The following is a 25,635-nucleotide window of genomic DNA, read 5'->3' on the forward strand; positions in this document are numbered from 1 at the left end:
CAACGAAACCACCGGCATAGCAATGCCCTTTTCCAATGCAGATAAATCTAATTTCGATGAAGATAAATTCATCCAAATTTTTAATATTAATATTTCACAAATGAGAATAGTTCTCATCTATAATGATCCGCATTAGTTGCACAGCTTTCGCTGATGCAATTTCCCTTTTCAGCCAGCCACCTCTAACGTCGCCAGCCAGCAAGCATTTTATTGTCTCTGGAGTACGTTATGTTCAGCGCATCATCGCGATTTCCGTTATCGGAACTCGCTATCACTACTCGTTTTTTAGCCTTAATTGCGGCCACCGCATCGTTACCCGTATCCGCGCAATCCTACACAGACAGCCCGGCCACCACGACCACACTCGCCGCCTATAAAGCTGGCAATCCCGAGCGCGCACTGGAAGAAATCTCAGTCACCGCAACCCGATCCGAGAAGCCGTTATCGCAGACGCCGAGCAGCATTTCCGTCATCAATGCCGCCACGATTGAAGAACAACAGGCGAAAGATATAAAGGATTTATTGCGATACGAACCGGGTGTCACGGTGCGACGTGGGCCGTATCGCCCGTCATCCGCTGCCACCGCAGGCGGGCGCGGCGGGAATGAAGGCATCAACATTCGCGGGCTAGAAGGTAACCGAATTCTTTTGATGGAAGACGGCATTCGTCTGCCAAGCGCATTTTCATTTGGTCCACTCGAATCCGGACGCGGTGATTATGGCGATATGGATCTCTATAAACGGGTGGAAATTTTGCGCGGTCCAGCCTCTTCCATGTACGGCAGCGATGGGCTGACTGGTGCGGTAAATTTCATCACAAAAGACCCTGCCGATTTTCTCGATATCTTCAAAAAACCAACCTACTTTTCGATCAAGCCTTCCTATGATTCCGCAGATGGCAGCGTCTCTACAACGGCAGTGGCAGCCTTCGGCGGCGAACGCTTTGAAGCCATGCTGATTGCTAACACGCGCCAAACGCATGAAGTAAAAAATCAAGGTCAGCGCGGTGTTGTCGGTGTCAATCGCGACACCCCAAATCCACAGGATGGCGACAGCAATTCATTGCTCGGAAAAGTCGTCTTCAAAGCCAGTCCGCGTGACAAATTAACGCTGACACTAGAACATCATGAAGGCCACACCAAATCAAATGTACTGTCCGCGATCACCGCAACAACCCTGAGTTTGCGCGCCGATGATCGGGTCGAACGCAATCGCTACAGCCTAGATTACGATTTCACTGGCGGCAAAGAAAGTGGCGACTGGTTAATCCAAAAAGCCCATGCCCAACTGTATTATCAAGACGCCAGCAATCGTCAATACTCTTATGAGCAACGCAGACCGGCAGCAGATCGCACCCGCGATAACATCTATACCGAAAAGACGATTGGCGGCTCGGCACAGGCTGAAAGCGGCCTCATTACAGGCCCGCTACGGCACAAATTAGTCTACGGCCTAGACACGAGCATGGCGCAGATCACCGGACTGCGTAACGGCACCGTTCCGGGCGTTGGAGAAGATCCTTTCCCCAGCAAAGCTTTCCCTGATACCGACTACACCTTGTTCGGCGCTTTCCTGCAAGATGAAATCCAGTTCGGCTCGCATAACGCATTAACGCTGGTGCCTGGGGTACGTTTCGACTCCTATCGCCTATCGCCCAAAACCAACGACCCCGCCTACACCGGCAAAGCCACCACTTCCAGCGGTCACGCAGTATCGCCAAGACTGGCGCTGATGTATGAAGTGAGTCCGGCCTTAATCCCCTACGTGCAATACGCACGCGGCTTCCGCACGCCAACACCGGATCAGGTCAACAATAACTTTGGTAACCCGATCTACGGCTATGCAACCATCGGTAACCCCGATCTAAAGCCAGAAACCAGCAACACATTTGAATTAGGTCTACGCGGCAAAATCAGCGGTGACGACAACAATACGTTGCGCTATAGCACTGCCGCATTTACCGGACGCTATCGCAATTTCATCTCGCAAGAAGTCGTCAGCGGCAGCGGACGCCCGTTTGTCGATCCGTACATTTACCAATATATCAATCGCGGCCAAGCGCGGATCAGCGGACTGGAAGCGCGCCTCGACTGGCAATTTGCCAGCGGCCTCGGCATCAAAGCGGGCATGGCGTATACCAAAGGCAGCACCCAAAACGGCGGTCAAAGCAAGCCACTCGATACCGTTAATCCGTTCATGGCCGTGGTCGGGCTGCGCTACGAACCCAGCGAGCGCTGGTTCACGCAAACCGATGTCAGCTATCAGGCCGGCAAGCGCCGCAGCGACATCTCAACGCCGACTTATTTCGCTCCGCCCTCCGCCACCGTCACCGATATTCGGGCTGGCTATAACTTCAATAAATACGCCACGCTGTACGCCGGGATCAACAATTTATTCGATAACAAATATTGGAACTGGTCAGACGTGCGCGGTTTGGCCGATAACTCCACCGTTAAAGATGCTTACACCGCGTCGGGCCGCAGTTTCAATATCGGCCTGAAATTGCAATATTAAAAAAGGAAAAATCCATGACCACTTCAATCGCACATGACATGCAAAAACCGGCATTTATTCCACCTGTTTTAGCCTCCGGAAAGGATTTACGCAGCGCTTTTTTAGATGCAAAAACGCAGCTAAAATTGCGTAATCGCGATGCAGCGGAAGCCATCGGCATTTCCGAAGGCGAGGCCATTGCAGCCTGTATCGGGGTCGAAGCAATTCGCCTGAAATCCGACTTCATTTCACTCTTTGAAGAGGTCCAGCAACTCGGCTCCGTGATGGCGCTGACACGCAACGACAGCGCGGTGCATGAGAAGGATGGACCGTATAAAAAGATGTCGCATAACGGCCATGTCGGCCTGGCGCTGGGCGAAGAAATTGATTTACGCATCTTCTATCAACAATGGCATTTAGGCTGCGCAGTCATCGACGAAACAGCCAACGGCACGCAAAAAAGTCTGCAATTTTTTGATCGCCACGGCACCGCTGTGCACAAAGTATTTTTGCGTGAACATAGCGATCATGCGGCCTTCAATCTGCTGGTTGCACGCTGGCGCGACGTCGATCAGCAACCCGGAATAACTGTCGCACCAGCTGTGCCTGCTGTAGTAGAAAAACCTGACAGCGAGATCGATGTAGCAGGCTTTCAGACCCGCTGGCGCGGTATGAATGACACGCATCAATTTTTTGGTTTGTTGCGTGATTTCGGCGTCAACCGCACGCAGGCATTGCGCCTCGCGCCGCCAGAATATGCGCGCAAAGTAGACAACGCTGCGTTAAAAAATTTACTGGAAAACGCGGCTGCCAGCGCGTTGCCGATCATGGTTTTCGTCAGCAATCCAGGCATGATTCAAATTCATTCGGGCCCGGTTGCCAACATCAAAGTAATGGGACCATGGATCAATATTCTCGACCCGGGATTTAATCTGCATTTGCGTGAAGATCACATCGCCAGCAGCTGGGTCATTACCAAGCCAACCAGCGATGGCGACGTTACCTCGCTGGAATTATTTGATGCCGAAGGCAACACGATTGCCATGTTATTTGGCGTGCGTAAACCGGGTCAGGCGGAGTTGCCCGAATGGCGTTTGGCAGCGACACAATTAGCGGGATTAAACGCACTATGACAACGCCACTTTCTCAGCTTCGTCGCCAATTACTGCAGCGCGCACTGGCAGGCAGCGGCGTCGCATTGTTGCCACTTTTATTGACATCAACCAATGCTACTGCACAGGCTATGAAATCATCGCAGCCGCGCCGGGTGGCGGTTGCTGGCGGGGCCATCACAGAGATCGTATATGCCCTCAATGCTGAAGCGATGCTGGTCGGCGCGGATACCACCAGCACCTATCCTGCCGCTGCGCAAGCGCTGGCAAAGATCGGTTATCAACGCGCTCTTTCTGCCGAAGGCGTACTATCGCTGCATCCTGATCTTCTGCTGACATCGGCTGAAGCGGGACCGCCCGCTGCCTTGACGCAAATTGCGGCGGCTGGCGTGAAAGTGGTCAGACTCGGTATTCATCACGATGTGCAAGTCGTGCGGGACCGAATTCTGGGCACCGCCACGGCGTTGAATTTATCGCCTCGCGGTGACAAATTATTACAACGTTTCGATGCCGATTGGCAGACCGCATTGGCGGCGGTAGCAGGCCATCGGCGCGCTAACGGCAAGCCACCGCGTGTGATGTTTATTCTCAATAATAGCGGCACTCAGGCGATGGTCGCCGGACGCGATACAGCTGCCGACGCGATGATTCGCTACGCTGGCGCGATCAATGCGTTGGGTGGCGAAGACGGGCGCGGAGGCTTCACCGGTTATAAGCCGCTGACCGCCGAAAGCGCCGTGCTGGCGGCGCCCGATGTATTGATGCTGACCAGTGAAGGTTTGGCCGCCATCGGTGGTATCAATAACCTTATCAGCACACCCGGCATCGCCATCACATCAGCAGCAAAAAATCGGCGCGTAGTGGCCGATATGGATTCGTTGCTATTGCTCGGTTTTGGTCCGCGTATGCCAGAAGCACTGACGAAATTATCTGCGCAATTGCATGCCTGAATAATGTTCTCCTGACCTCCACATCGCCAATAAAACTTCATGTCTTCTTCGCTCTCTCACGCCAGCATGCAACCGCCAGCAACGATGCCGCTGCTGGCCGTATATCGACCACGCGGCCGTTTGATTTTGATCGGTCTCGTGCTATTGCTGGGCATCACCGCGCTGCTCTGTGCAGCGCTTGGCGCATATCGGATTGATCCTTTACAGATTCCACGATTACTGTGGCCGGATGCCGAACTGAGCGATGCAGAAATGCAGGCCCGCGCCGTATTACGCGATATTCGTTTGCCACGCGTACTGCTGGCGATACTGGTGGGCTGCGGTTTTGGGGCGGCGGGAAGCGCGATGCAAGCCTTGTTTCGCAATCCGTTAGCAGACCCCGGCCTTATCGGCGTATCCAGCGGTGCAGCGCTTGGCGCAGCGCTGACGATTGTGTTGGGTGCCACGTTCTGGCCTGCAGCTTTGGCATTCAGCGGCATGTATGCGCCGATGCTGGCAGCGTTTATCGGCGCATTGGCGGTCGCCACATTAGTTTACAAAATCGCCGCCAATCATGGCCGTCTGGCGTTGCCGCTTTTGCTATTGGCAGGCATCGCGATTAATGCCGTAACCGGCGCTGCCATCGGCTTGCTGACCTACATCGCCAGCGACAACCAATTACGCACATTAACGTTCTGGAATCTGGGCAGTCTGGCCGGTGCGCAATGGTCGTTGCTGACCATCGCTGTGCCGGTCGTGGTGATCAGCATCGGGGTACTGGCACGTCATTCTGCCGCGCTCAACGTGATGCTGCTAGGCGAGGCCGAAGCGCAACATCTGGGCGTCTCGGTACTCGCTATCAAACGCACGGTATTGATTGCCAGCGCGCTGTGCATCGGTGCGCTGGTTGCCTGCACCGGCACCATCGGTTTTATCGGCCTGGTCGCGCCGCATTGCATCCGGCTTGCTTGCGGCCCGGATCAACGCATTGTGCTGCCCGGCGCGATGTTATTTGGCGCGATCCTGACGTTGCTGGCCGATCTGGTCGCCCGCACCATTGTCGCCCCGGCAGAGATGCCGTTAGGCATATTGACAGCGCTCTTAGGCGGCCCTTTCTTTCTTGCCCTGCTATGGCGTCGTCGCGGCCAGCTTGGTTTGTAATAACACCCGCAAAAAAGGATTAACGGCATCATGCTCATCGCCCATCAATTATCGGTACGCCGCGGCAATCAAACCATTTTGCGCGATCTGACATTGCGTATCGCGCCCGGCCAGATCGTCGCCTTGCTAGGACGAAATGGCGCAGGTAAAAGTACGCTGCTGAAAGCGCTGTCAGGCGAATTTCATCCATCGCAAATAAAACATGGCGCGCAGGTCGATGGCGCGATTACGTTCAATGCAACTCCACTGCATGCCATGTCGCCACAAACGTTGGCACTAACCCGCGCCGTCTTACCGCAAAGCGTGCAATTCGCCTTTCCATTTACGGGCAAAGAAATTGCGCTGCTAGGACGCTATCCGCACGGCGGTGGCAACAGTAGCGCCAACCGCAGCATTGCGATGGATGCGTTGTCTTTGGCCGATGCCAGCGCACTGGCAGAGCGCGATGTCACGACGCTATCCGGCGGTGAGTTAGCCCGCGTTCAGTTTGCACGTGTATTGGCCCAACTGCGGCCAGCAGAAACATCGACGCCGGTAGCGCGATATTTATTGCTCGATGAACCTACCGCGGCTTTAGATCTGGCACATCAACATCAGATGCTGACCACACTAAGACGCCTGGCTAGCGCGTGGAATATTGGTGTGCTGGCGATCATGCATGACCCGAATCTGGCAGCGCGTTATGCCGATCAACTGGCATGGCTGGCCAACGGCACGCTATTGGCGCAGGACACACCGGCAGCGACGATGACAACGCAACTATTTAAAACCTGTCTGGGGATCGACGTTGACATCACCAGACAAGCCGGCAAACCGCCTTTTGCGATGGCTTCCCACTAAGATTTTAGCGATCATTACGCGGCATAAAAACGAATAAAACGGCTATAAAAAAAGCCCGACCAGTCAAACCGGTCGGGCTTCAATCGCAGCAAAAATCCTTATCGGCAGATAATCCCCTTAGCTACCCGCCACGCGTCGCTTAAATAGCGCGCCAATCTCCCCTACTATTCCACGCCTGAACGCCAACACACACACAATAAAAATAAAGCCGGTAACGATGGTCACCGATTCGCCTAAACCGCTAAACCATTCAATGTGCGTCACCGCAGCCAGCCAGCTACCGATATCGCCCAATTTATTTTCTAGCACGATAATAATGACCGCCCCTACAATCGGCCCTGTGAGCGTGCCAAGACCACCAACCAGCGTCATCAATATCACCAGCCCAGACATGGTCCAATGCGCGTCTGTGAGCGTCTCAAAGCCTAATACCAGCGTCTTGGTGGCGCCTGCCAGACCAGTCAGGCCTGCCGACAACACAAACGCCAGCAATTTATAGCGATCAACGTCGTAACCGAGCGAAATCGCGCGCGGTTCATTTTCTTTAATCGCCTTCAGGACTTGTCCGAACGGGGAATTAATCGTGCGCACAATCAATGCAAACGCCAGCACGGCAATCGCCAATACAACGTAGTACAAGGTCAGATCGTTTTCAAGGCTAATCATTCCTAACAACTTGCCACGTGGAACACCTTGCAGACCGTCTTCGCCGCCTGTAAATGGCGCTTGCAGACATACGAAAAATACCATTTGCGCCAGCGCCAGCGTGATCATCGTGAAATAAATCCCCTGCCGCCGAATCGCCAGACTGCCCATCACCAAACCGATCAGTGCACCTGCCAGCGTGCCGAGGATTAAACCGACTTCAGTCGGCAAGCCCAGTTTGGTCAAGGCATAACCGGCAACATAACCGGCACCGCCAAAAAAGGCGGCATGGCCGAACGATAACAAGCCGGTGAAACCAATCAGTAAATTAAAAGCACATGCAAATAATGCAAAGCACAATATTTTCATCAGAAATACCGGGTAAATACCGAACGGTGCGGCCAGCGCCGCGATCAGTATTACGCCGTACAGAATTTTTTTATTCATGCTGCTTATCCTTGCGTCTCAATAAATCACGCGCGTCGTTAGGTTGTCAGGTTATTACTGGGCACTAAAGCGCTGCAGTCTTTTCTATTTTTCTTTACCAAATAAACCGGCAGGACGAATCATCAAGACAATTGCCATCACGATGAAGACCACGGTCGCCGATGCTTCCGGGTAAAACACCCGGGTCAATCCCTCGATCACGCCTAAGGCCAGACCGGTCAGGATTGATCCCATAATCGATCCCATGCCACCGATCACCACAACCGCGAAGACGACGATAATCAGGTTCGAGCCCATCAGTGGTGAGACCTGGATCACCGGGGCCGCCAGCACCCCGGCAAAGGCCGCCAAAGCGACACCGAAGCCATACGTCAGGGTAACCATCAGCGGCACGTTAATACCAAAGGCTTCAACCAGTTTGGGATTCTCGGTGCCAGCACGCAAATACGCGCCGAGTTTGGTCTTCTCGATCACAAACCAGGTCGCAAAGCACACCACCAACGATGCAAACACGACCCAGGCGCGATAATTCGGCAACATCATGAAGCCAACATCCGTCGCGCCGCTTAACGCATCCGGCACCGAAAACGGCTGACCTGACACACCATAAAAGGAGCGAAAAACACCTTCCACCATCAGCGTGATACCAAAGGTCAGCAGCAAACCGTATAAATGATCGAGTTTGTATAACCAGCGCAGCATGGTTTTTTCAATGATGATGCCGAACACGCCCACAATCAGCGGTGCCAGAATCAACATGACCCAATAATTCAGATTGAAATACGTTAACCCGATCCAGGCCAGAAACGCGCCCATCATGTACAACGCACCATGTGCGAAATTAATCACGTTGAGCAGACCGAAGATGACCGCAAGGCCCAGCGACAACATGGCGTAAAACGAGCCATTGACCAGACCGAGCAAAAGCTGGCTCATCAAGGCTTGAAGGGGGATGCCGAACAATTCCATGGCAATGTCATCATAAAAACACTTTTAATCTTGTCCCCGCTTCTATCGGTATCAAAGCCACAGTATTTGTCGGCTTAAACTACGCAAAGAAAATTTTTTGGCGGATATTTAAAAGTGATGAAGCATTAAAAAGCACAGCGATGCCTACGACGTATTACCCGCAACGTACTACGCACCACTGTGCCAGACTAAGTTAACTATGCAGTAAAGCAAACTTTAATGGCGACAGTTTATTTCCAGGCCGCACATTTAGAATCTGCTTTAGCCATAAATGCTTTTTCCGCAGGAATCGTTTGAATTTTGTTCAAATAATCCCAAGGGTATTTGGATTCGGCCGGTGTCTTTACCTGATACAACGTCATGTCATGCACCACCCGACCATCAGGACGCAAATACGCGTTCTTCGTGTACATGTCGTTGAATTTTACTTTCCGCAATTGCGCCATAACTTTGTCGCCATCATCAGTACCGATAGCCTTCACCGCAGTCAGATATTGCATAGCGGCCGAATAGTCAGCAGCTTGCAAACTCGACGGTTCTTTTTTCATTTTTGAAAAATAACGTTTCGCCCAAGTACGTGATGCATCGTCCTGATCCCAATACCAGCTATCGGTCAAATACATACCTTGGGTCTGCTTCAATGTCAGCGAATGAATATCGTTAATAAAGACTAGCAAACCAGCCAACTTGGCGGTCTTAGTAATGCCGAATTCGTTCGCTGCTTTTACCGCATTAATGGTATCGCCGCCAGCGTTTGCCAGACCAATAATTTGCGCTTTAGAAGCTTGCGCCTGCAACAGGAAAGAAGAGAAATCCGATGCATTCAGAGGATGCTTTACTGCGCCCAACACAGTACCGCCAGAAGCCTTTACAACCGCTGTCGTATCTTTTTCCAGCGAGTTACCGAACGCGTAATCAGCTGTCAGGAAATACCAGCTTTTACCGCCCTGCTTTACTACCGCTGAACCAGTGCCGTTCGCCAAGGCGTACGTGTCATACGCATAATGCACGGTGTATGGCGTGCACTCTTCGTTGGTTAAACGCGTACTGCCCGCGCCGATTTCAAAGAAAGGTTTTTTCTTCTCGGAAGCAATTTTTGCCATCGCCAATGCCGTGCCGGAATTGGTGCCGCCGATCAGCATATCCAAGCCTTGTTGATCGAACCATTCACGCGCTTTGCTAGAAGCAATGTCGGCTTTATTCTGATGATCCGCCACTATTAATTCAATTTTTTTGCCATTGATACTGCCACCCATATCGGCGATGGCCATTTTGATCGCCTCAGCGCCGCCAGGACCATCGATATCGGAATAGACGCTCGACATATCGGTGATAAAGCCAATTTTAATGACGTCGCCGGATATTTGCGCCGCTGCTGGTCCGGCGATGCCGAAAGCGACTGTGCTGGCGACTGCTAGTGTCAATGCTTTGAATTTGATGTTCAATGTCTTCTCCATTTTTTACTATTTATGCGTTATTAAATGTTGATCTCAGCGTTGTCTCAGACGTTGTACCCACCGCCATTCAATCAATGCCATTCGAAAGGATTAAAGCTGTCCTTTCCTCACTTCTACCCTGCCCTACACACCTAATAATGTATTCAATACCGGCATTTTTTCCTGTAACTGCGAGGCACCGAAAGTCTCAACAATCTGACCGTGTTCCATGACATAAAAACGGTCAGCCAACGGCGCTGCAAAACGGAAATTCTGCTCGACCATCACGATCGTATAACCTTTTGATTTCAGCAGCAAAATCATACGTGCCAACGCTTGCACAATCACTGGCGCAAGCCCTTCTGAAATCTCATCGAGCAACAATAAACGCGCACCGGTACGTAAAATCCGCGCCACCGCAAGCATCTGCTGTTCACCACCCGACAGGCGTGTTCCCTGACTATTTTTGCGCTCTTCCAGATTCGGAAACATCGCATAAATTTCCGCTATCGACATGCCTTTATCCGTCTTCGAAACAGACGGTGGCAGGAGTAAATTTTCCTCAGTTGAAAGCGACGAAAATATACCGCGTTCTTCAGGACAATAACCAACACCGAGATGCGCAATTTTATGCGTAGGCAAGTCGATTGTTTCGACTCCACCGATACGAATTGCGCCTTTGCGTGTGCCGGTCAACCCCATGATGGCACGCATCGTTGTGGTACGGCCCGCACCATTGCGGCCGAGTAATGTCACGACTTCACCTGCGTTTACCGTCAAATTAACGTTGTGCAAAATATGTGATTCGCCATACCAGGCTTGCAGATTGCTGATGCTTAATGCCGGTGGTGTACCGCTAACATTAGAGGTAGTTGCAGAAGTCCCTGCATCCGGAGAAATAACAGACGACGTTGACGACATTAATGCGCTCCTTCAAGTGCGGCAGCTTCGGTGCCCATATAGGCTTCCATGACCAGCGGATTGGTCGACACTTCCTGATAGCGTCCTTCGGCCAACACCGCGCCACGTTGCAGCACGCTGATTTTGTCGCAAATTCCGGAGACCACGCCCATGTTATGTTCCACCATTAAAATGGTGCGGCCTACCGATACTTTTTTGATCAGCGCTGTGACGCGATCAACGTCTTCGTGGCCCATGCCTTGCGTCGGTTCGTCAAGCAGCATCAGCTCTGGTCCCATACTCAGCGTCGTTGCAATTTCCAACGCGCGCTTACGGCCATACGGCAAATCCACGGTTAATGTGTCGGCAAATTCGGTCAGATCAACCTCCGCCAATAACGCCATTGCGCGATCTCTTAACTGGGATAAGGTATTACCGCTTTTCCAAAAATGAAAAGAAGTTCCCAGCGTGCGCTGCAAGCCTATTCGCACATTTTCCATCACAGTTAAATGCGGAAACACGGCAGAAATTTGAAACGACCGAATAATTCCCTGACGCGCAATCTGCGCTGGTGCAGCGGAAGTAATGTCGCGATTGTTAAATAAAATTTGGCCGGAAGTCGGCACCAGAAATTTAGTCAGCAAATTAAAACAAGTTGTTTTGCCCGCGCCGTTAGGCCCGATTAATGCATGGATATGACCACGCTCAACTTGTAAGTTAACGTTATTTACCGCTGTAAAACCCTTGAATTCTTTCGTCAGGTTTTTTGTTTCCAAGATGATGTCGCTCATCCGGTCTCCTTATGATTTTTCTATGTGCCAGGATATGTTAGGAATACTTTTATACTGCGTTTTAATAACGCGTTTTAAGCCCGACCATACTGCAACTTATTGCGCAATTGTTATTCAACCTAGCGCCTTTTTCACGCATATTACAGAGATGTATCCAACGCAGCAATACGTAAAAGTACCGTATTAAGTGCACATAATTAGTATCTTTAAATAAAATGTCGACGCACTCTGGCGGTGGCATATTAATGCTGCATCAAAACTATTTATCAGTTTTTTCTAAAATAAATTTAGCGGCCATTTCTGCAATCATCACCGTCGGCGAATTGGTATTGCCAGAGGTAATCGTCGGCATAATAGAAGCATCCACCACACGCAACTTATTTACGCCAATTACACGTAATTTACTATCAACTACGGCTAATTTATCGCCAACTTTACCCATCATGCAAGTGCCAACAGGATGAAAAATGGTCGTTCCGACGTCACCGGCAGCGCGAATTAATTCGGCTTCAGTTTGAAATTTCAGGCCCGGCAGAAACTCTTCCGGTGCATATTTTTGCAATGCTGGTGCAGCAGCAATTTTCCGTGTCAGCAACACAGATGCTGCTGCGACTTTACGATCAGCTTCGGTCGCGAGGTAATTTAAGGTAATTTTTGGGGCTGCCAAAGGATCACCTGAAGCCAGCCGAATATGTCCCCGGGAAGTCGGGCGTAAGTTGCATACGCTGGCAGTAAACGCCGGAAAATTATGCAACGGATCGCCGAATTTTTCTAACGATAATGGCTGGACGTGATACTCAAGATTAGCCGTTTTCTGGCTAGCATCTGACTTGGCAAATGCGCCTAATTGCGACGGTGCCATCGACATCGGACCGCTGCGAGACCACATATATTCCAGGCCGATTTTCATTTTCCCCAGCCAGGTGCTGGTCATCATGTTTAATGTTTTGACGCCCTTGACCTTGAAGCCCATCCGTATTTGTAAATGATCCTGCAAATTTTCGCCGACCCCTGGTGCATCTACCAATACCGGTATTTGGTGTTGCTGTAACAGCGCTGCCGGACCAATCCCTGAAAACTGCAATATATGCGGCGATCCCACCGCGCCAGCACATAATAAAACTTCTTTTGTCGCTTCAGCCGACCATTCTTTGCCACCGCCGGTGAATTCAACACCGTTGCATTCTTTACCTTGCGCGCCATCATTAATCTGAAGACGTTTTACGTGGCAACCAGTCATGATTTCCAGATTTCCGCGTCGTACGGCTGTGCGCAAAAATGCCTTTGACGCGTTCCATCGGATGCCGCGTTTTTGATTAACATCAAAATAGCCCACCCCTTCGTTATCCCCCTGATTGAAATCGTCAACTTTGGGAATCCCGGTTTCGGCTGCTGCATCGCGGAAAGCATCCAGAATTTGCCATGACAAACGCTGTTTTTCTACACGCCATTCGCCACCAGCACCATGAAATGCGGTCGCGCCGTTGTAGTGATCTTCACTTTTCTTAAAAACCGGCAAGACATTTTCCCAGCGCCAGTGATCATCGCCGGTGAGCGCTGCCCATTGATCGTAATCGCGGGCCTGGCCACGCATATAAATCATGCCGTTAATTGAAGAAGATCCGCCCAGTACTTTTCCACGCGGATAAATCAAGCTGCGATTATTCAGACCGATATCTGCTTCGGTGCGATATAACCAATCAGTACGAGGATTATTGATGCAATACAGATAGCCGACCGGGATATGGATCCATATGTAGTCGTCTTTGGCCCCAGCTTCGATCAACAACACGCTTACGTTGGGATCACGGGTCAATCTATTAGCTAATACACAACCTGCCGTTCCTGCGCCCACGATGACGTAGTCGTATTTACCCGCAACTTCCATTTGTCGTCCTTTTTTCCAGCCTTGAATTGGCTGTTTTTATAAATCGTCGTGAAATATTGTTTTGTTAACACTATTTCAATGCACCTGGTTCACACTGTTTTTGTCATCTTCAGGCAATTCTTACGGTATTCGCAAAAGTAGCACCGATTCTGCAATTTTGCGATCGATACACACTTTTGTAGCAACACATGTACCTAGCTTAAATCTTCACGACCATATTTATCCGTGATCTTACTTACTGGGAGCTTACCGACTGCGTATTTCGAAGGAAAAATCTCTATTTTGATGGACTGACCACATTTCTTCTCTTAAAGATGATTTTTAACAACTTTTTAGCGTAGCAAGTGTTCGTTTTTTTACAATTTATATGCTTAAACAATGGGCTTTTGGGGTGTTTTTCTGTTTTTGTATTTAATTTAAAGATTTATATATATAAATAGTAGTAATAGTTAACACCCTCTTTTTCTGTGGATAACAGCTTAATAGTCTTTAAAAACAAGTACTTAAGAAAAGGATAAATAAGATTTAATGACTGTATTTGTTAACCATAATTGGTGGATAAAAAAAAGAAAATATTTAATGGATGCGTTATTCCCAAATTATGAACAGGGATATCCCTCGACTTATCCACAGACAAAGTAGCAGTTGCGTGCAGATGTTGTTTGCATGTTGTCTCGTTTGTATTTTTCATATGTTTTTTGGTATGAGATGGTAATTTTTTTATGCATTTTGAAGTAGATGAACTCAGATTTTTTTTATTTGTATTTGTCGAACTACTTTGCGATTTTCACAGAACTTCGTTTCTGTTTTGTTTACTTGTTCATATATATGAATAGTAATAATAGTAAACAACCTTCTTTTCTGTGGATAACACGAGATTCCTTTTTGTAAACAGGCGGTTACTACTTGGATAACAACCCAGACAAGACTGTACTAAAAGCGGATAGCTGTTGAATAGAAAATTTAAAATCAAGTTATTCGCCAATTGCCCACATTTAGATCACAGGATATCAACAGAGTTATCCACAAAATGATCAATTTCATATTAAAAACAGTCGCTTTTAGCCGATATTAAATGCTGACTAACGTTTTCTGGGTGATACATCGCTTGATAGGACGGCTGTAAAGCTGCTTGTCGTTTTTAATCCTCGCGTCTGTAGGGTGGTCAAACGTAATTTAACGCAAGAAATGCGGTAAAGAATCCGCAAAACGACGGTCTTTAGTCGTCGCTGTAGGCTAGTGAACAGTGCTTTTCTCTCTATCTTCGATGTAAACGCGCTCTGTTTCGGCATCATTTTTTCAAAAAATCCGGTTTTACGTCTTTTAGTTAACGATTTATAGATATAAATAGTAATAATAGTTAACGACTGTTCTTTCTGTGGATAACAGCAAAAAACTATTTGTAAACAAGCGTTTGTAAATTGAATAACGTTTGAGTAAACGCTGTATGAGAAATGAATAGTTGTTGAACAAAAAAATAAATTATCAAAAGTCATGAGATATCCCCACTTCAAGTAATAGATATCCACAGGTTTATCCACATTTTGTCTTTTTTTAACGTGAAATTGCGTCAGACAAATGTGCTTATTCGCCATTGAACAAATGCAATAGAGGCTTCGAAGGAGGCCCGCAAAAGCAAAATTTGTAAGGAACTCAGAAGATAAAAAAGCGCATAAAACGTGATTTTTGGCACTACGGCGCCTATGAAATCGCTATGGATGAGGAATGAACGCTCTCAAAAGCAGATTGGAACGTTGCCGTAGTGAGATAACGATAATGTGGTGGGAAAGTTGTGTCGTTGGCTGCAAAACCGCACAGTTCCGGTTTTGCAGTCAGACAGCTAAGACAGCTTAATGCGCAGAGACAGCTGGTGGTGGAGGTGTAGAGGTCAGTTTTGGCGCAGAAGGTTTCAATTTGACCGTCCCAAGCAAACTGGCGCAATCGGTTTGCTGTTCGGAACCAAGATTAATCAACGGCACCAACGCGGCGACGGGGGCCAGAATACCGAGCGCAATCGCGCCACCAGCCTTTAACGCCAGTACCCCTTTGTCTACCCCTACGTCAGGATTTTTAAAGGTGCCAGCGATGTATAGAGGCGATCTGAGCGAAATTATCCGTAGTCCTTTGCTTTTTGGCCGGATATTTAACGCCAGAGTCTCATTCGCCAGATTAATTTGACCGCTGATATCAATAATCGCGTCATCGGTATCCAGCAAGAACGTGCGGGTCTGCATCAGGCCATGCGTGATCGAAAAATCGCTGGCAAGACAATTCAATTTCACCTGCTTGTCGCCGAAAAGCTTGCTCAGCACCACGTTACCGATGTTCAGACCTGCGGCTTCGAGGATGAATTTGCTCATCGTGCCTTGGTTGATTAAGGTTTTCAGCTCACCGTTAGAGGTCGCCAGCAGGCTCGCTACGGAGTTCCCGGTGCCCGACAGTGCTGCATCGCCATTTATCTCGCCAAGGCTGGCACGGGTCGATTCCAGCTTCGGAAACAGCTGTTTGATCTTGAGATGGCGTGCCGACAGCGCGATATCGGCTTTAATCGTCTTGTTGCTGCCATCGAGCTTGATCGTGGAGACCAGATTGCCACCCGCCACACCAAAGTTCAGTGGCGTCAAAGACAGCAAACTGTTGTTCAGATGGATATCGGCCTTGAGATTCTGAATCGGCAGCTCTTCGCTGCGGATGATTTTGTGTCCAACAAAATTTACATCCGCATCGATACTGCCCCAGCGTTCGGTATTGAATTCTTCTGTGGGCAATACTTTGTTGGCGGGCTGCATTTTGGTTGCACCACGGTTGGCTTTGCTGGCATTCGAATCGGCTCCGATCAGCGGTCCTAAATCTTGCAGTCGTAATTGGTTCGAGACCAGATTACCTTGCAGCAAAGGACGGGGTTTTTTCGCGATATAGGTCAGCGTGCCTCCTAAATCGCTTTCGCCGACGTGTCCGCTAAATTTTTCGTAGGTCCAGCTGCTATTTGCACCTTGCAGTTTTCCGATTAAGCGCCCTTCTGTCGAAAACGGTGGCGTGGCTGGCAACACAATTCCGGTGAGCGGATATAAGGCATCCATGCTGGCACCAGAAACTTTGAGCCGCAGGTCAAGCGCTGCCAGATCGCTAGGTTTAGTTAAATTACCCTGGATATCGATTGCCGTTTTACCGACGCGCACGCTGGCTTGCAGCGGATACGGCGTGCTGCTGTTTTGCAGCGATAACACCGCGCCAGCTTTACCACTGCCGGTCATTGGGGCTTTATTGAAATTGCCAGCGACGTTCCAACCGATGCCGTAACCTTCTTTACTCGTTATTGGTAGCGTGTCGATATTGGCTTTGATATCGATTTTCTGTAACGGATCAAGCAAACGTACTGTGCCTTTTGCGAGCACTAATTTTTGTAAATCCACTTCCCATTTGCTAGGCGCGCTAGGTGGAAAGGTCCAGTTATTTTTGCCATCGGCGGCGCGTTCCAGCATGACCAGCGGCGTATCCAATTGCAGTTCTGGCAGGACGATTTTCTTTTCTAATAAGGGCAGCAGACGCAACGAAAAAGTGACCTGCGCGACTTCGATCATATGCTGGCCGGTTTTGGCCCAATCCGTGTTATCCAGCACAATATCTTTGGCGGTCAGTTGCGGCCATGGAATCCAGGCATGCCAGCCCTGCTCTTCCTGTGGTCGCAGCCAGTGCAGCGATAAGTCACCGCGAATGGCGAAAGGACGACCAGCCGCTTCACTCACGCGCTGGTTGAGCCAGGGTCTGGCCCGATTCCAGTCGAAAGTCAGCATTACCACGATGCAAATCGCGAGTATTACGAGCAAAATAGCAGCGCACCATCCAAGAATTTTGAATCCACGAAATCGGGTAGTAGTCATAGACGTTTATGAAGTTAGACATTAACGCGTAAGGCTATTTGATGCCGTTGAACATTGCGCATGCGTTCAACGTATGTCACGGAAGGTTTTGTTTAATATGAGGCTGAATGTGTAGCTTACGTCGACCACAGTTTTTGCATCTGTGGATATAGACTTAAATGCCTGCTGTTTTCCAGCGTACATGGATTTAGGGTTAACGACAACTTGTAGTCTTTCAGCACAACCAGATTTGCCCGGTTACAGCCATTTTTTATGTTGTAAACGAAAAAAGCCATCGTCAATTACGATGGCTTTTTAACGATGCAACAGACGGCCAGCAATGGCAGCCAAATTGCGTGAGATAAAACTTTCTTCCGGCTAGATTTTACGCTTCCAATGTCATCAAACTAGCGTTACCACCAGCGGCAGTGGTGTTCACGCATAAAGCACGTTCAGCGACGAGTCGCCAAAGCGGAATCGGTGCGAATTCAGAGGTTTCCAGCACCGGCACCAACGCCCCATCGCGCGCCGCCAGTAAAGGATGCAAACGCGCCAGCTCGGCGTTATCGACTAACGCCAGATTGAGTGAAATCCCCTCCGCATCGCTGCTATTGACGACGTTGTTAATAGTTACAATCGCCTCGCGAACGGGTTTAGGCAAGCCATTTGGGATGAATGCCGATGCAGATGCTTCAATCACCGGCGTATTGCCCGTGGCAAGGACAGCCGCGAGCTGATTCAACATCACGGCAACGCTTTGCGCGCTGCATAACACTGCGCCGCGGGGCGCAAATGACAAGGTATTGCGCTCTCCGGTAGGGCCGGGCAAGATCATCGAGGTACCGAGCCAGCTATCGTGAATATATTCCTGACCCAGCGCTGCGATACGTTCATGGCCGTGGGTTTTGGCCCATGCCAATAATGCTTGCAATGTCGACGTGCCTTTTCTGACCGTGGCGGTGGTCTCATGGATGGTGTGTGCGCCCAGATTCACCGTTGGATGACGTTGCAAACGTTTTAGATAAAGCGGACCACCAGCTTTAGGGCCAGTGCCGGATTTGCCTTCGCCACCGAATGGCTGCACGCCAACTACTGCGCCGACGATATTCCGATTGACATAGATGTTGCCGACATGCGCACTGCGTGAAATGAAATCGATCGTCTCGTCGATACGCGAATGCACGCCTAGCGTTAAGCCATAACCGCTGGCGTTAATCGCAGCGATCAGTTGCGGCAATTGTTCACGCGTATAACGCAACACATGCAACACCGGACCAAATACTTCGCGCTGCAATTCATCTAGCGAGCCGATTTCAATCAGCGTCGGCGGCACAAACGTACCGTGATCTTCTTCAGCAGAAAGTGATAGCTGGAAAAAGTCTTTTGCCGTGGCTTTCATTTTCTCGATATGCGCCAGTAATTGTGTCTGCGCTTCGGCATCAATGACCGGACCGATATCGGTGACTAACCGATCGGGATTGCCGATGCGCAATTCCTGCATCGCGCCTTTTAACATGTGAATAGTGCGAGTCGCGATATCGTTTTGCAGACATAACACGCGCAGTGCAGAACAACGCTGACCAGCACTATCGAAGGCCGAACTCAGCACATCCACCACGACTTGTTCCGGCAGCGCGCTGGAATCCATAATCAATACATTTTGACCGCCGGTTTCGGCAATAAATGGCAGATCGATTTTTTCTTTGATTGCGCGTTGCGCCAGCGTACGATTGATCAGCTGGGCTACTTCGGTGGAACCGGTAAAGATCACGCCTTTTACCCGTGCATCCGCTGTCAGCGCCGCGCCGACAGTATCACCGCGACCCGGCAGCAATTGCAGCGCCGCAGCGGGAATGCCAGCCTGATGCAGCAACTGCACCGCACGCGTGGCAATCAACGGTGTTTGTTCAGCAGGTTTAGCAAGTACGACGTTACCTGCTGCAAGCGAGGCGCTAATCTCGCCGACAAAAATTGCCAGCGGAAAATTCCATGGGCTGATGCAGACCACTGGTCCCAGCGCCAATGCATTTTGTGCGCGAGAAATTTGCGCGGCGTAGTAACGTAAAAAGTCGACCGCTTCACGTACTTCAGCAATGCCATTAGGGAACGATTTTCCGGCTTCGCGGATCGCCAGCGCGATGAGTTCTAATTGATTTTCTTCGAACAAATCGGCAGCGCGCATCAGCATTTCGGCGCGGTCGGCTGTGGCGGTGGTCTGCCAGTCGATTGCATACGAAGTTGCGGCTTGCAAAGCCTGTTCCACGTCATCCGCATTAGCTTCAATAACGGTACCAACGACATCGCGATGATCGGCAGGATTCAGAATTTGCAGTGCTTCACCCTCCCCGCTATGGGACTTTTCTGCAAGCAAAGGCATGGCTTGCCATTTGCGTCCGCCAAACTGCTGAAATGCCACATCGATTTCGCGTAATACTTCTTCGTTGCTGAGATCCAGACCTGCAGAATTTTTGCGCTCGGCACCATACAGCGCGCGCGGCAAAGCGATATTCGCGTGAGGTTCACCACCAAGTTTGCGTGCAGCATCAAGCGGATCTGCAATTAGCATATCGATGGAAACATTTTCATCGACGATTTGATTTACGAAGGATGAATTCGCGCCGTTTTCTAACAGTCGTCGTACCAGATAAGCCAGCAAAGTTTGATGTGAGCCGACTGGTGCATAAATCCGGCACGGCTTATCCAAATTATCTTTTCCGACTACTTGATCGTAGAGTGTTTCGCCCATGCCGTGCAGACATTGAAACTCATAATCGGTGATGCCTTTTTCTTGCGCCCAACTATAAATAGTCGCCAAAGTATGCGCGTTATGCGTCGCAAATTGCGGATAAATGACATCGGTTGCCGCCAGCAATTTTTGCGCACAGGCAAGGTAAGAAACATCAGTGTAAATCTTGCGGGTATATACCGGATAACCGGGCATGCCATCGACTTGCGCACGTTTGATTTCAGCATCCCAATACGCACCCTTCACCAACCGGACCATAAATTTTTGACCGCTGCGACGCGCCAGATCGGCCAGATAATCAATCACGAAAGGACAGCGCTTTTGATAGCCCTGGACAACGTAGCCGAGCCCCTGAAAACCGGCCAGATCAGGATCAAATGCCAGCGCTTCCATCAGATCGAGCGACAGTTCCAGCCGATCGGCTTCTTCCGCATCGATATTCAGGCCGATATCGTACTGTTTAGCCAGTAATAACAGCTGTTTTAAACGCGGCAATAATTCGCTCAGCGTGCGTTGTTGTTGAGCGCGTGAATAGCGCGGATGCAGCGCCGATAATTTGACTGAAATGCCCGGACCGTCTTTAATGCCGCGCCCTGCCGAGGCTTTGCCGATGGCGTGAATTGCGGTTTCATACGACTGGTAATACGCCTGCGCATCTTCTTCGGTCAGCGCCGCTTCGCCCAGCATGTCGTAAGAGTAGCGATAACCGCGTTTCTCATTTTCACGACTATTTTTAAGTGCCTCGTCGATGGTTTGTCCGGTGACGAATTGATTTCCCAGCATACGCATCGCGACATCCACGCCTTTGCGGATCAATGGCTCGCCGCCCTTGCTGATCAGTTTAGTCAGCGCCGAACCCAAACCGCGCTCGCTATTCGTACTCACCAGTTTGCCGGTGATCAATAATCCCCAAGTTGCCGCATTGACGAACATCGATGGCGATTCGCCCAGATGACGACGCCAGTCGCCTTTACTGATTTTGTCAGCGATCAATCGATCCGCCGTCTGATAATCGGGAATCCGCAACAATGCCTCGGCCAGACACATCAGCGCCACGCCCTCTTCCGATGAAAGCGAGAATTCATGCATCAGCGCATCGACGCCAGAGGCGCGGGTACGTTTTTCGCGTACTGATTGCACCAACTTACGTGCCAATTGCTGGCTGGCAGCGTGTGCTTGCGGCGTATCTTCCACCTGCCCCAGCAACCATTGCACAGCCAGCGATTCATCGCGGCGATAGGCGGCAGTAATGGCTGCGCGCAATGGCGACGGGTTGCGCGTCACTTCTGCGTGAAATGCGGTGAATGGAAGCGTGCTCAGAGGGGAAGTCGGCGTTGCGTGCGTCGGCATGGTGGTTGTCTCGGAATAAGTAAAAAGCAACAAAAGGAAAGGAAACTAGTAGAATTGCGGAATATTGCAGAATGTTTGCGAATCGATCGATTGTAGGCGTCATTACGATGGATTTATTCTGGTAATTGGGGCGTCTATCAGAATTTTCTTATCAATGAGGAAATTTGACCGAATAAAATTTTTCTGGAAATGGCCAATATGCTCGACAAAATCAGTAAAAGAATTCTTTCCGAGTTGCAAAATGACGGGCGCATCAGCAATGTCGATCTATCCGCACGGGTAAATCTGTCGCCTGCCGCTTGCCTGGAACGGGTCCGCAAATTACAGGATGCGGGCTATATCATGCATTACACGGCGCAACTCAACCCGCAACTGCTGGATGTGGCGCTGCTGGTGTTTATTGAAGTAGTGCTGGATCGCACCACGCCGGAAGTGTTTGATGCCTTTAGCAAGAGCGTACAGGTCATCCCGGAAGTGCTGGAATGCCATATGGTGGCAGGGGGCTTTGATTATCTGGTGAAGGCGCGTGTGAAAGACATGAACGCGTACCGTGAATTTTTGGGCAAATCGTTGTTGCAATTGAAGGGTGTGCGTGAGACCCATACTTACGCGGTGATGGAAGAGGTGAAGCACACCACGCGGCTGCCTATTCGGTAGTGTTTTGCAAGGTTTAAAGAAGGTTTTCGGCGCTTCCATCCAGCCTGACTTCGGCGGGCTAATTGCGGCGGTTGAAAAAAGGAAAAGTATCTGTATTTGATGTAAAAACGGCAGATAAATTTGGATCACGGGAGAGATCCAAATTTCTGAAATTAATATAAAAAGCCCGTTGAAAAACTCGTTGGAAATCCCCGCAAAGAACCGCTGAATTGGTTAAGTACTTGCCCGTATCGCCAGCTCAAATCCTAAATCGATACGTGATTTTTCTATCGGCTGACCTTTCAGCGTTTTCAGCAGGAGTTCAGCGGCGATATAGCCAATATCGTAGCGTGGCGTCACGATCGTCGTGATGGCAGGATTCGACTGCGCCGCCCACGGCAAATCGTTAAAACCAGCGATTGCCATCTGCGTTGGCACAGCAATACCGCGCCGCTGACATTCAAACAGCACTCCCAGTGCCAAATCATCATTACAGCAAAATACGGCGTCGCAATCCGGTGTTTGTTCGAGGATTTTGGCCAGCAATTGCGCGCCGAGTTCTATCGTCGATGGCACTGGCAATAACACTTCAGCGCTAGGATCAAGGCCAGCTTCAACCAATCCTTTGCGAAATCCTTCGCGCCGTTTCATCGCGCGCGGATCAAGCTGGGCCGCGATAAAAGCAGGGCGCTTGTAGCCGCGTTCGATAAAGTGTCGGGCCACGCTATAGCCAGCCTTGACTTGCGAAAAACCGACCGTCAGATCGTTGCTGTTTTTACTCAAATCGTACATCCGCACGGCAGGAATATTATTGCTCGCTAATTGCATCCGCAGCGACTCTTGCTGCTCAATACCTGTCAGCAAAAATCCATCCGGCGCATGCGCCATATAGGTGGCGATCAACTCTCTTTCTTTGTCCGGGGAATAACTACTTTCGCCTATCAAAAAATGATAACCGGCCTGACTCAGGCAATCACGGATGCCGCTCAGCGTATCGATAAAAACGGCGTTGGTCAGCGACGGGACAATTACGCCGATTACCCGCGATTTCGCGGATGCCAGCGTGCTTGCTGCCTGATTTGGCACATAACCGAGTTTTTGGATAACGGCGGTAATTTTGTCGCGTGATTTTTGTTGTACCAGGGCAGGGGAGGTGAGCGCGCGCGATACCGTCATCGGGCTGACGTTTGCCGCCCTGGCGACATCGGTAATAGTGACTCTGCCAGTGCCTCGACCACGACGCACGACTTTTTGTGTGTCAGATGGGGGCGAATATTTGATCTTTTGTGGCGTTTTTTTTGCGCTCATGTTGTTATTTTCCTCGGTTGCATACGCTCTCGGGATCTCATTTAGTTTTTCAGAAGGTTATTGGGGAAAAAGTTGCTGATTTTCGTATGCCGGCACTGTTTTTTGATTCAATCGTGATATTACGCTGTAAGCCAGCATAGGAAAGCGGTTTTTGCGTAAATTTTAGGCTTTTTCCTTCGGTAAAGGGTCTGATATGCAGTCAAAATGACTATACGATTTAGGCTCCCCTTATTGCTGTTTAAATGACGATATTTCATGAAATTAGCCATTGCTGGATATTTCTTGTTGTGGTGCATCTTTTTCCCTTGCGACATACCGCCAATATCCTGGAAAAAAATCCAGATTTAACTGATAATGTTAGCGCTAACAAATCTACTATTGCCAGCGGTTTACGGAGTGCCACTTTATGGGCTCATCAGAGCTAGAATGACCTGCTAATATGAGCGATTAACAGCGTCTTCGGGCGTGCCCGCTTGTTTTGAGTGATGTATATAAATGCAAGGAAGTTAAATGTCAGTTCAGTTGCCGCAGGATCACACGCAAACGCCGCCCCAAGTCTGGTCGCAAGTTCCCCCACAGCCCTCGCTGGAATCGCAGGAATATATGCTGGGCGTGGATATTGGGACTACTAGCACCAAGGCGGTATTGTTCACGATTGCCGGGCAAGTTGTCGCGCAACATGCGGTTGAATATCCATTGATCAGTACGATAGCGGATATGGCCGAGCAAGATCCTGCCCAGATTTATGCTGCCGTTTTGAGCAGCATTGAAAACGCTGTTCAGCAAGCGCAAGCGCGTCCAGAGCAAGTTGTTTTGGTATCTTTTAGCGCCGCCATGCATAGCTTGATTGCGATGGATGAAAACGATCGGCCACTGACAAATAGCATTACATGGGCCGATAATCGCGCTGGCGAGTGGGCAAATAAAATTCGCAGCGAGATGGATGGACATGCCATTTATTTACGCACTGGCACACCAATTCATCCGATGTCGCCGTTATGTAAATTAATGTGGTTACGTCACGATCATCCCGACATTTTCTCGCGCAGCGCCCGGTTTGTGGGCATCAAAGAATACGTATTTCACCGCATGTTCGGACAGTGGCTGGTGGATCATTCGATTGCTTCCGCCACCGGCATGTTCAATCTGCGCGAACTGAACTGGGATAGTGGCGCACTGGCGCTGGTTGGTGTTACCGAAGCGCAATTATCAGCCTTGGTGCCAACTACCTATCAGGTCAGCGACATGGCACCAGCGTTAGCGCAGCAGTTGGGCTTGTTGACGACGACGCCATTTGTTATCGGTGCGAATGATGGCGTCTTGTCCAACTTGGGTGTTAACGCGATTGCGCCGGGTCAGGTCGCGGTCACGATCGGCACCTCCGGCGCGATGCGCACCGTCGTGGCCGAGCCGGTTACCGATCCGGCAGGGCGCACGTTTTGTTACGCGCTGACTGAAAATCATTGGGTCGTGGGTGGGCCGATTAACAACGGCGGCAGTATCTTGCGGTGGGTACGCGACGAACTGGCGACGGCAGAGTCAGCACAGGCAAGGCAGGACGGTCAGGATCCTTATGAGGCATTAATGGCGATTGCCGGGCAGGTCGGCGCCGGTGCCAACGGCTTGCTGTTTCATCCCTATCTGGCGGGAGAACGCGCACCGTTATGGAACGCCGACGCGCGCGGTTCGTTCTTTGGACTGGCGCTGCATCATGGTAAACCGCAAATGATAAGGGCGGCGTTGGAGGGCGTGATTTTTAGTTTGTACAGCATCTTGCCAGCGGTCGAAGAGTTGATCGGCCCGACCCGGCGCATGATGGCGACTGGCGGCTTTGCCCGTTCCGCGCTGTGGCGGCAAATGATGGCGGATATTTTTGATCGAGAAGTGGTGGTGCCGGAAAGCGTTGAATCGTCCTGCCTTGGCGCGGCGGTATTGGGCTTGTACGCGTTAGGGAGGATAGCATCGCTGGATGCCATCGCAGCAATGGTTGGCTCGACCCATCAGCATCAACCAAATGCGGAAAACGTGGCGATCTATCAACAGTTATGGCCTATTTATGCGGCGATTCCAAAGCAATTAGAGCAGCAATATCGGGAGTTGGCAGCGTTTCAGCGGCAATAAAGC

The 25,635-nt window shown here is 50.2% G+C and carries 16 protein-coding genes; 7 read left to right on the plus strand and 9 right to left on the minus strand.

Translation table 11 applies throughout. From position 1 onward, the window contains the following. Window positions 1-228: 228 nt before the first annotated feature. The 5 genes from C7W93_RS18810 to C7W93_RS18830 are packed head-to-tail and all read left to right on the plus strand — an operon-like array spanning window position 229 to window position 6,535. Window positions 229-2,514 (plus strand): TonB-dependent hemoglobin/transferrin/lactoferrin family receptor, encoded by a 2,286-nt coding sequence (locus C7W93_RS18810; protein ID WP_108441779.1) that lies wholly within the window; start codon window positions 229-231, stop codon window positions 2,512-2,514. 38 nt (window positions 2,515-2,552) lie between these two features. Next, a complete protein-coding gene (locus C7W93_RS18815; protein WP_108442218.1) occupies window positions 2,553-3,626 on the plus strand; it encodes a hemin-degrading factor in 1,074 nt (357 codons plus the stop codon). Further along, entirely contained in the window at window positions 3,623-4,555 is a 933-nt protein-coding gene (locus C7W93_RS18820) for a hemin ABC transporter substrate-binding protein (RefSeq protein ID WP_108441780.1), read from the plus strand. The genes C7W93_RS18815 and C7W93_RS18820 overlap by 4 nt, the downstream gene beginning before the upstream one ends. Before the next feature lie 39 nt (window positions 4,556-4,594). Beyond that, window positions 4,595-5,695 (plus strand): iron ABC transporter permease, encoded by a 1,101-nt coding sequence (locus C7W93_RS18825; protein ID WP_108441781.1) that lies wholly within the window; start codon window positions 4,595-4,597, stop codon window positions 5,693-5,695. A gap of 30 nt (window positions 5,696-5,725) precedes the next feature. After that, a complete protein-coding gene (locus C7W93_RS18830; RefSeq protein WP_108441782.1) occupies window positions 5,726-6,535 on the plus strand; it encodes a heme ABC transporter ATP-binding protein in 810 nt (269 codons plus the stop codon). A gap of 117 nt (window positions 6,536-6,652) precedes the next feature. Here C7W93_RS18830 and C7W93_RS18835 read toward each other — a convergent pair whose 3' ends face one another. From C7W93_RS18835 to putA, 8 genes are all read right to left on the minus strand, one after another. Next, complete coding sequence (locus C7W93_RS18835) at window positions 6,653-7,627, minus strand: branched-chain amino acid ABC transporter permease (RefSeq protein ID WP_108441783.1); 975 nt, start codon at window positions 7,625-7,627, stop codon at window positions 6,653-6,655. A gap of 84 nt (window positions 7,628-7,711) precedes the next feature. Further along, window positions 7,712-8,596, minus strand: coding sequence for a branched-chain amino acid ABC transporter permease (locus C7W93_RS18840; protein ID WP_108441784.1), 885 nt, complete (start codon window positions 8,594-8,596; stop codon window positions 7,712-7,714). Window positions 8,597-8,826: 230 nt separating this feature from the next. Continuing rightward, on the minus strand, window positions 8,827-10,035 hold the full coding sequence (locus C7W93_RS18845; RefSeq protein WP_108442219.1) for an ABC transporter substrate-binding protein: 1,209 nt from the start codon (window positions 10,033-10,035) through the stop codon (window positions 8,827-8,829). 141 nt (window positions 10,036-10,176) lie between these two features. After that, window positions 10,177-10,953 carry an ABC transporter ATP-binding protein gene (locus C7W93_RS18850; protein WP_108441785.1) on the minus strand — a complete coding sequence of 259 codons (777 nt, stop codon included), beginning with the start codon at window positions 10,951-10,953 and terminating at the stop codon, window positions 10,177-10,179. Then, window positions 10,953-11,723 (minus strand): ABC transporter ATP-binding protein, encoded by a 771-nt coding sequence (locus tag C7W93_RS18855; protein WP_108441786.1) that lies wholly within the window; start codon window positions 11,721-11,723, stop codon window positions 10,953-10,955. The genes C7W93_RS18850 and C7W93_RS18855 overlap by 1 nt, the downstream gene beginning before the upstream one ends. 259 nt (window positions 11,724-11,982) lie before the next feature. Beyond that, complete coding sequence (locus C7W93_RS18860) at window positions 11,983-13,611, minus strand: GMC family oxidoreductase (RefSeq protein ID WP_108441787.1); 1,629 nt, start codon at window positions 13,609-13,611, stop codon at window positions 11,983-11,985. Between the two features lie 1,850 nt (window positions 13,612-15,461). Then, window positions 15,462-17,492, minus strand: coding sequence for an AsmA family protein (locus C7W93_RS18865; RefSeq protein WP_108441788.1), 2,031 nt, complete (start codon window positions 17,490-17,492; stop codon window positions 15,462-15,464). 364 nt (window positions 17,493-17,856) lie between these two features. Continuing rightward, window positions 17,857-21,567 (minus strand): trifunctional transcriptional regulator/proline dehydrogenase/L-glutamate gamma-semialdehyde dehydrogenase, encoded by a 3,711-nt coding sequence (gene putA, locus C7W93_RS18870; RefSeq protein ID WP_108441789.1) that lies wholly within the window; start codon window positions 21,565-21,567, stop codon window positions 17,857-17,859. 198 nt (window positions 21,568-21,765) lie between these two features. Between putA and C7W93_RS18875 the strand changes: the two genes are divergently transcribed. Beyond that, window positions 21,766-22,224: an Lrp/AsnC ligand binding domain-containing protein gene (locus C7W93_RS18875; protein ID WP_108442220.1), complete on the plus strand. Its 459-nt coding sequence runs from the start codon at window positions 21,766-21,768 to the stop codon at window positions 22,222-22,224. A 213-nt stretch (window positions 22,225-22,437) separates the two neighbouring features. Here the strand turns inward: C7W93_RS18875 and C7W93_RS18880 are convergent, their stop codons facing one another. After that, entirely contained in the window at window positions 22,438-23,511 is a 1,074-nt protein-coding gene (locus tag C7W93_RS18880) for a LacI family DNA-binding transcriptional regulator (protein ID WP_108441790.1), read from the minus strand. Window positions 23,512-24,114: 603 nt separating this feature from the next. Between C7W93_RS18880 and gntK the strand changes: the two genes are divergently transcribed. Further along, a complete protein-coding gene (gene gntK, locus C7W93_RS18890; protein ID WP_201747319.1) occupies window positions 24,115-25,632 on the plus strand; it encodes a gluconokinase in 1,518 nt (505 codons plus the stop codon). Window positions 25,633-25,635 lie beyond the last annotated feature (3 nt).

The sequence above is a fragment of the Glaciimonas sp. PCH181 genome (assembly GCF_003056055.1).
Classification (GTDB): Bacteria; Pseudomonadota; Gammaproteobacteria; order Burkholderiales; family Burkholderiaceae_D; genus Glaciimonas.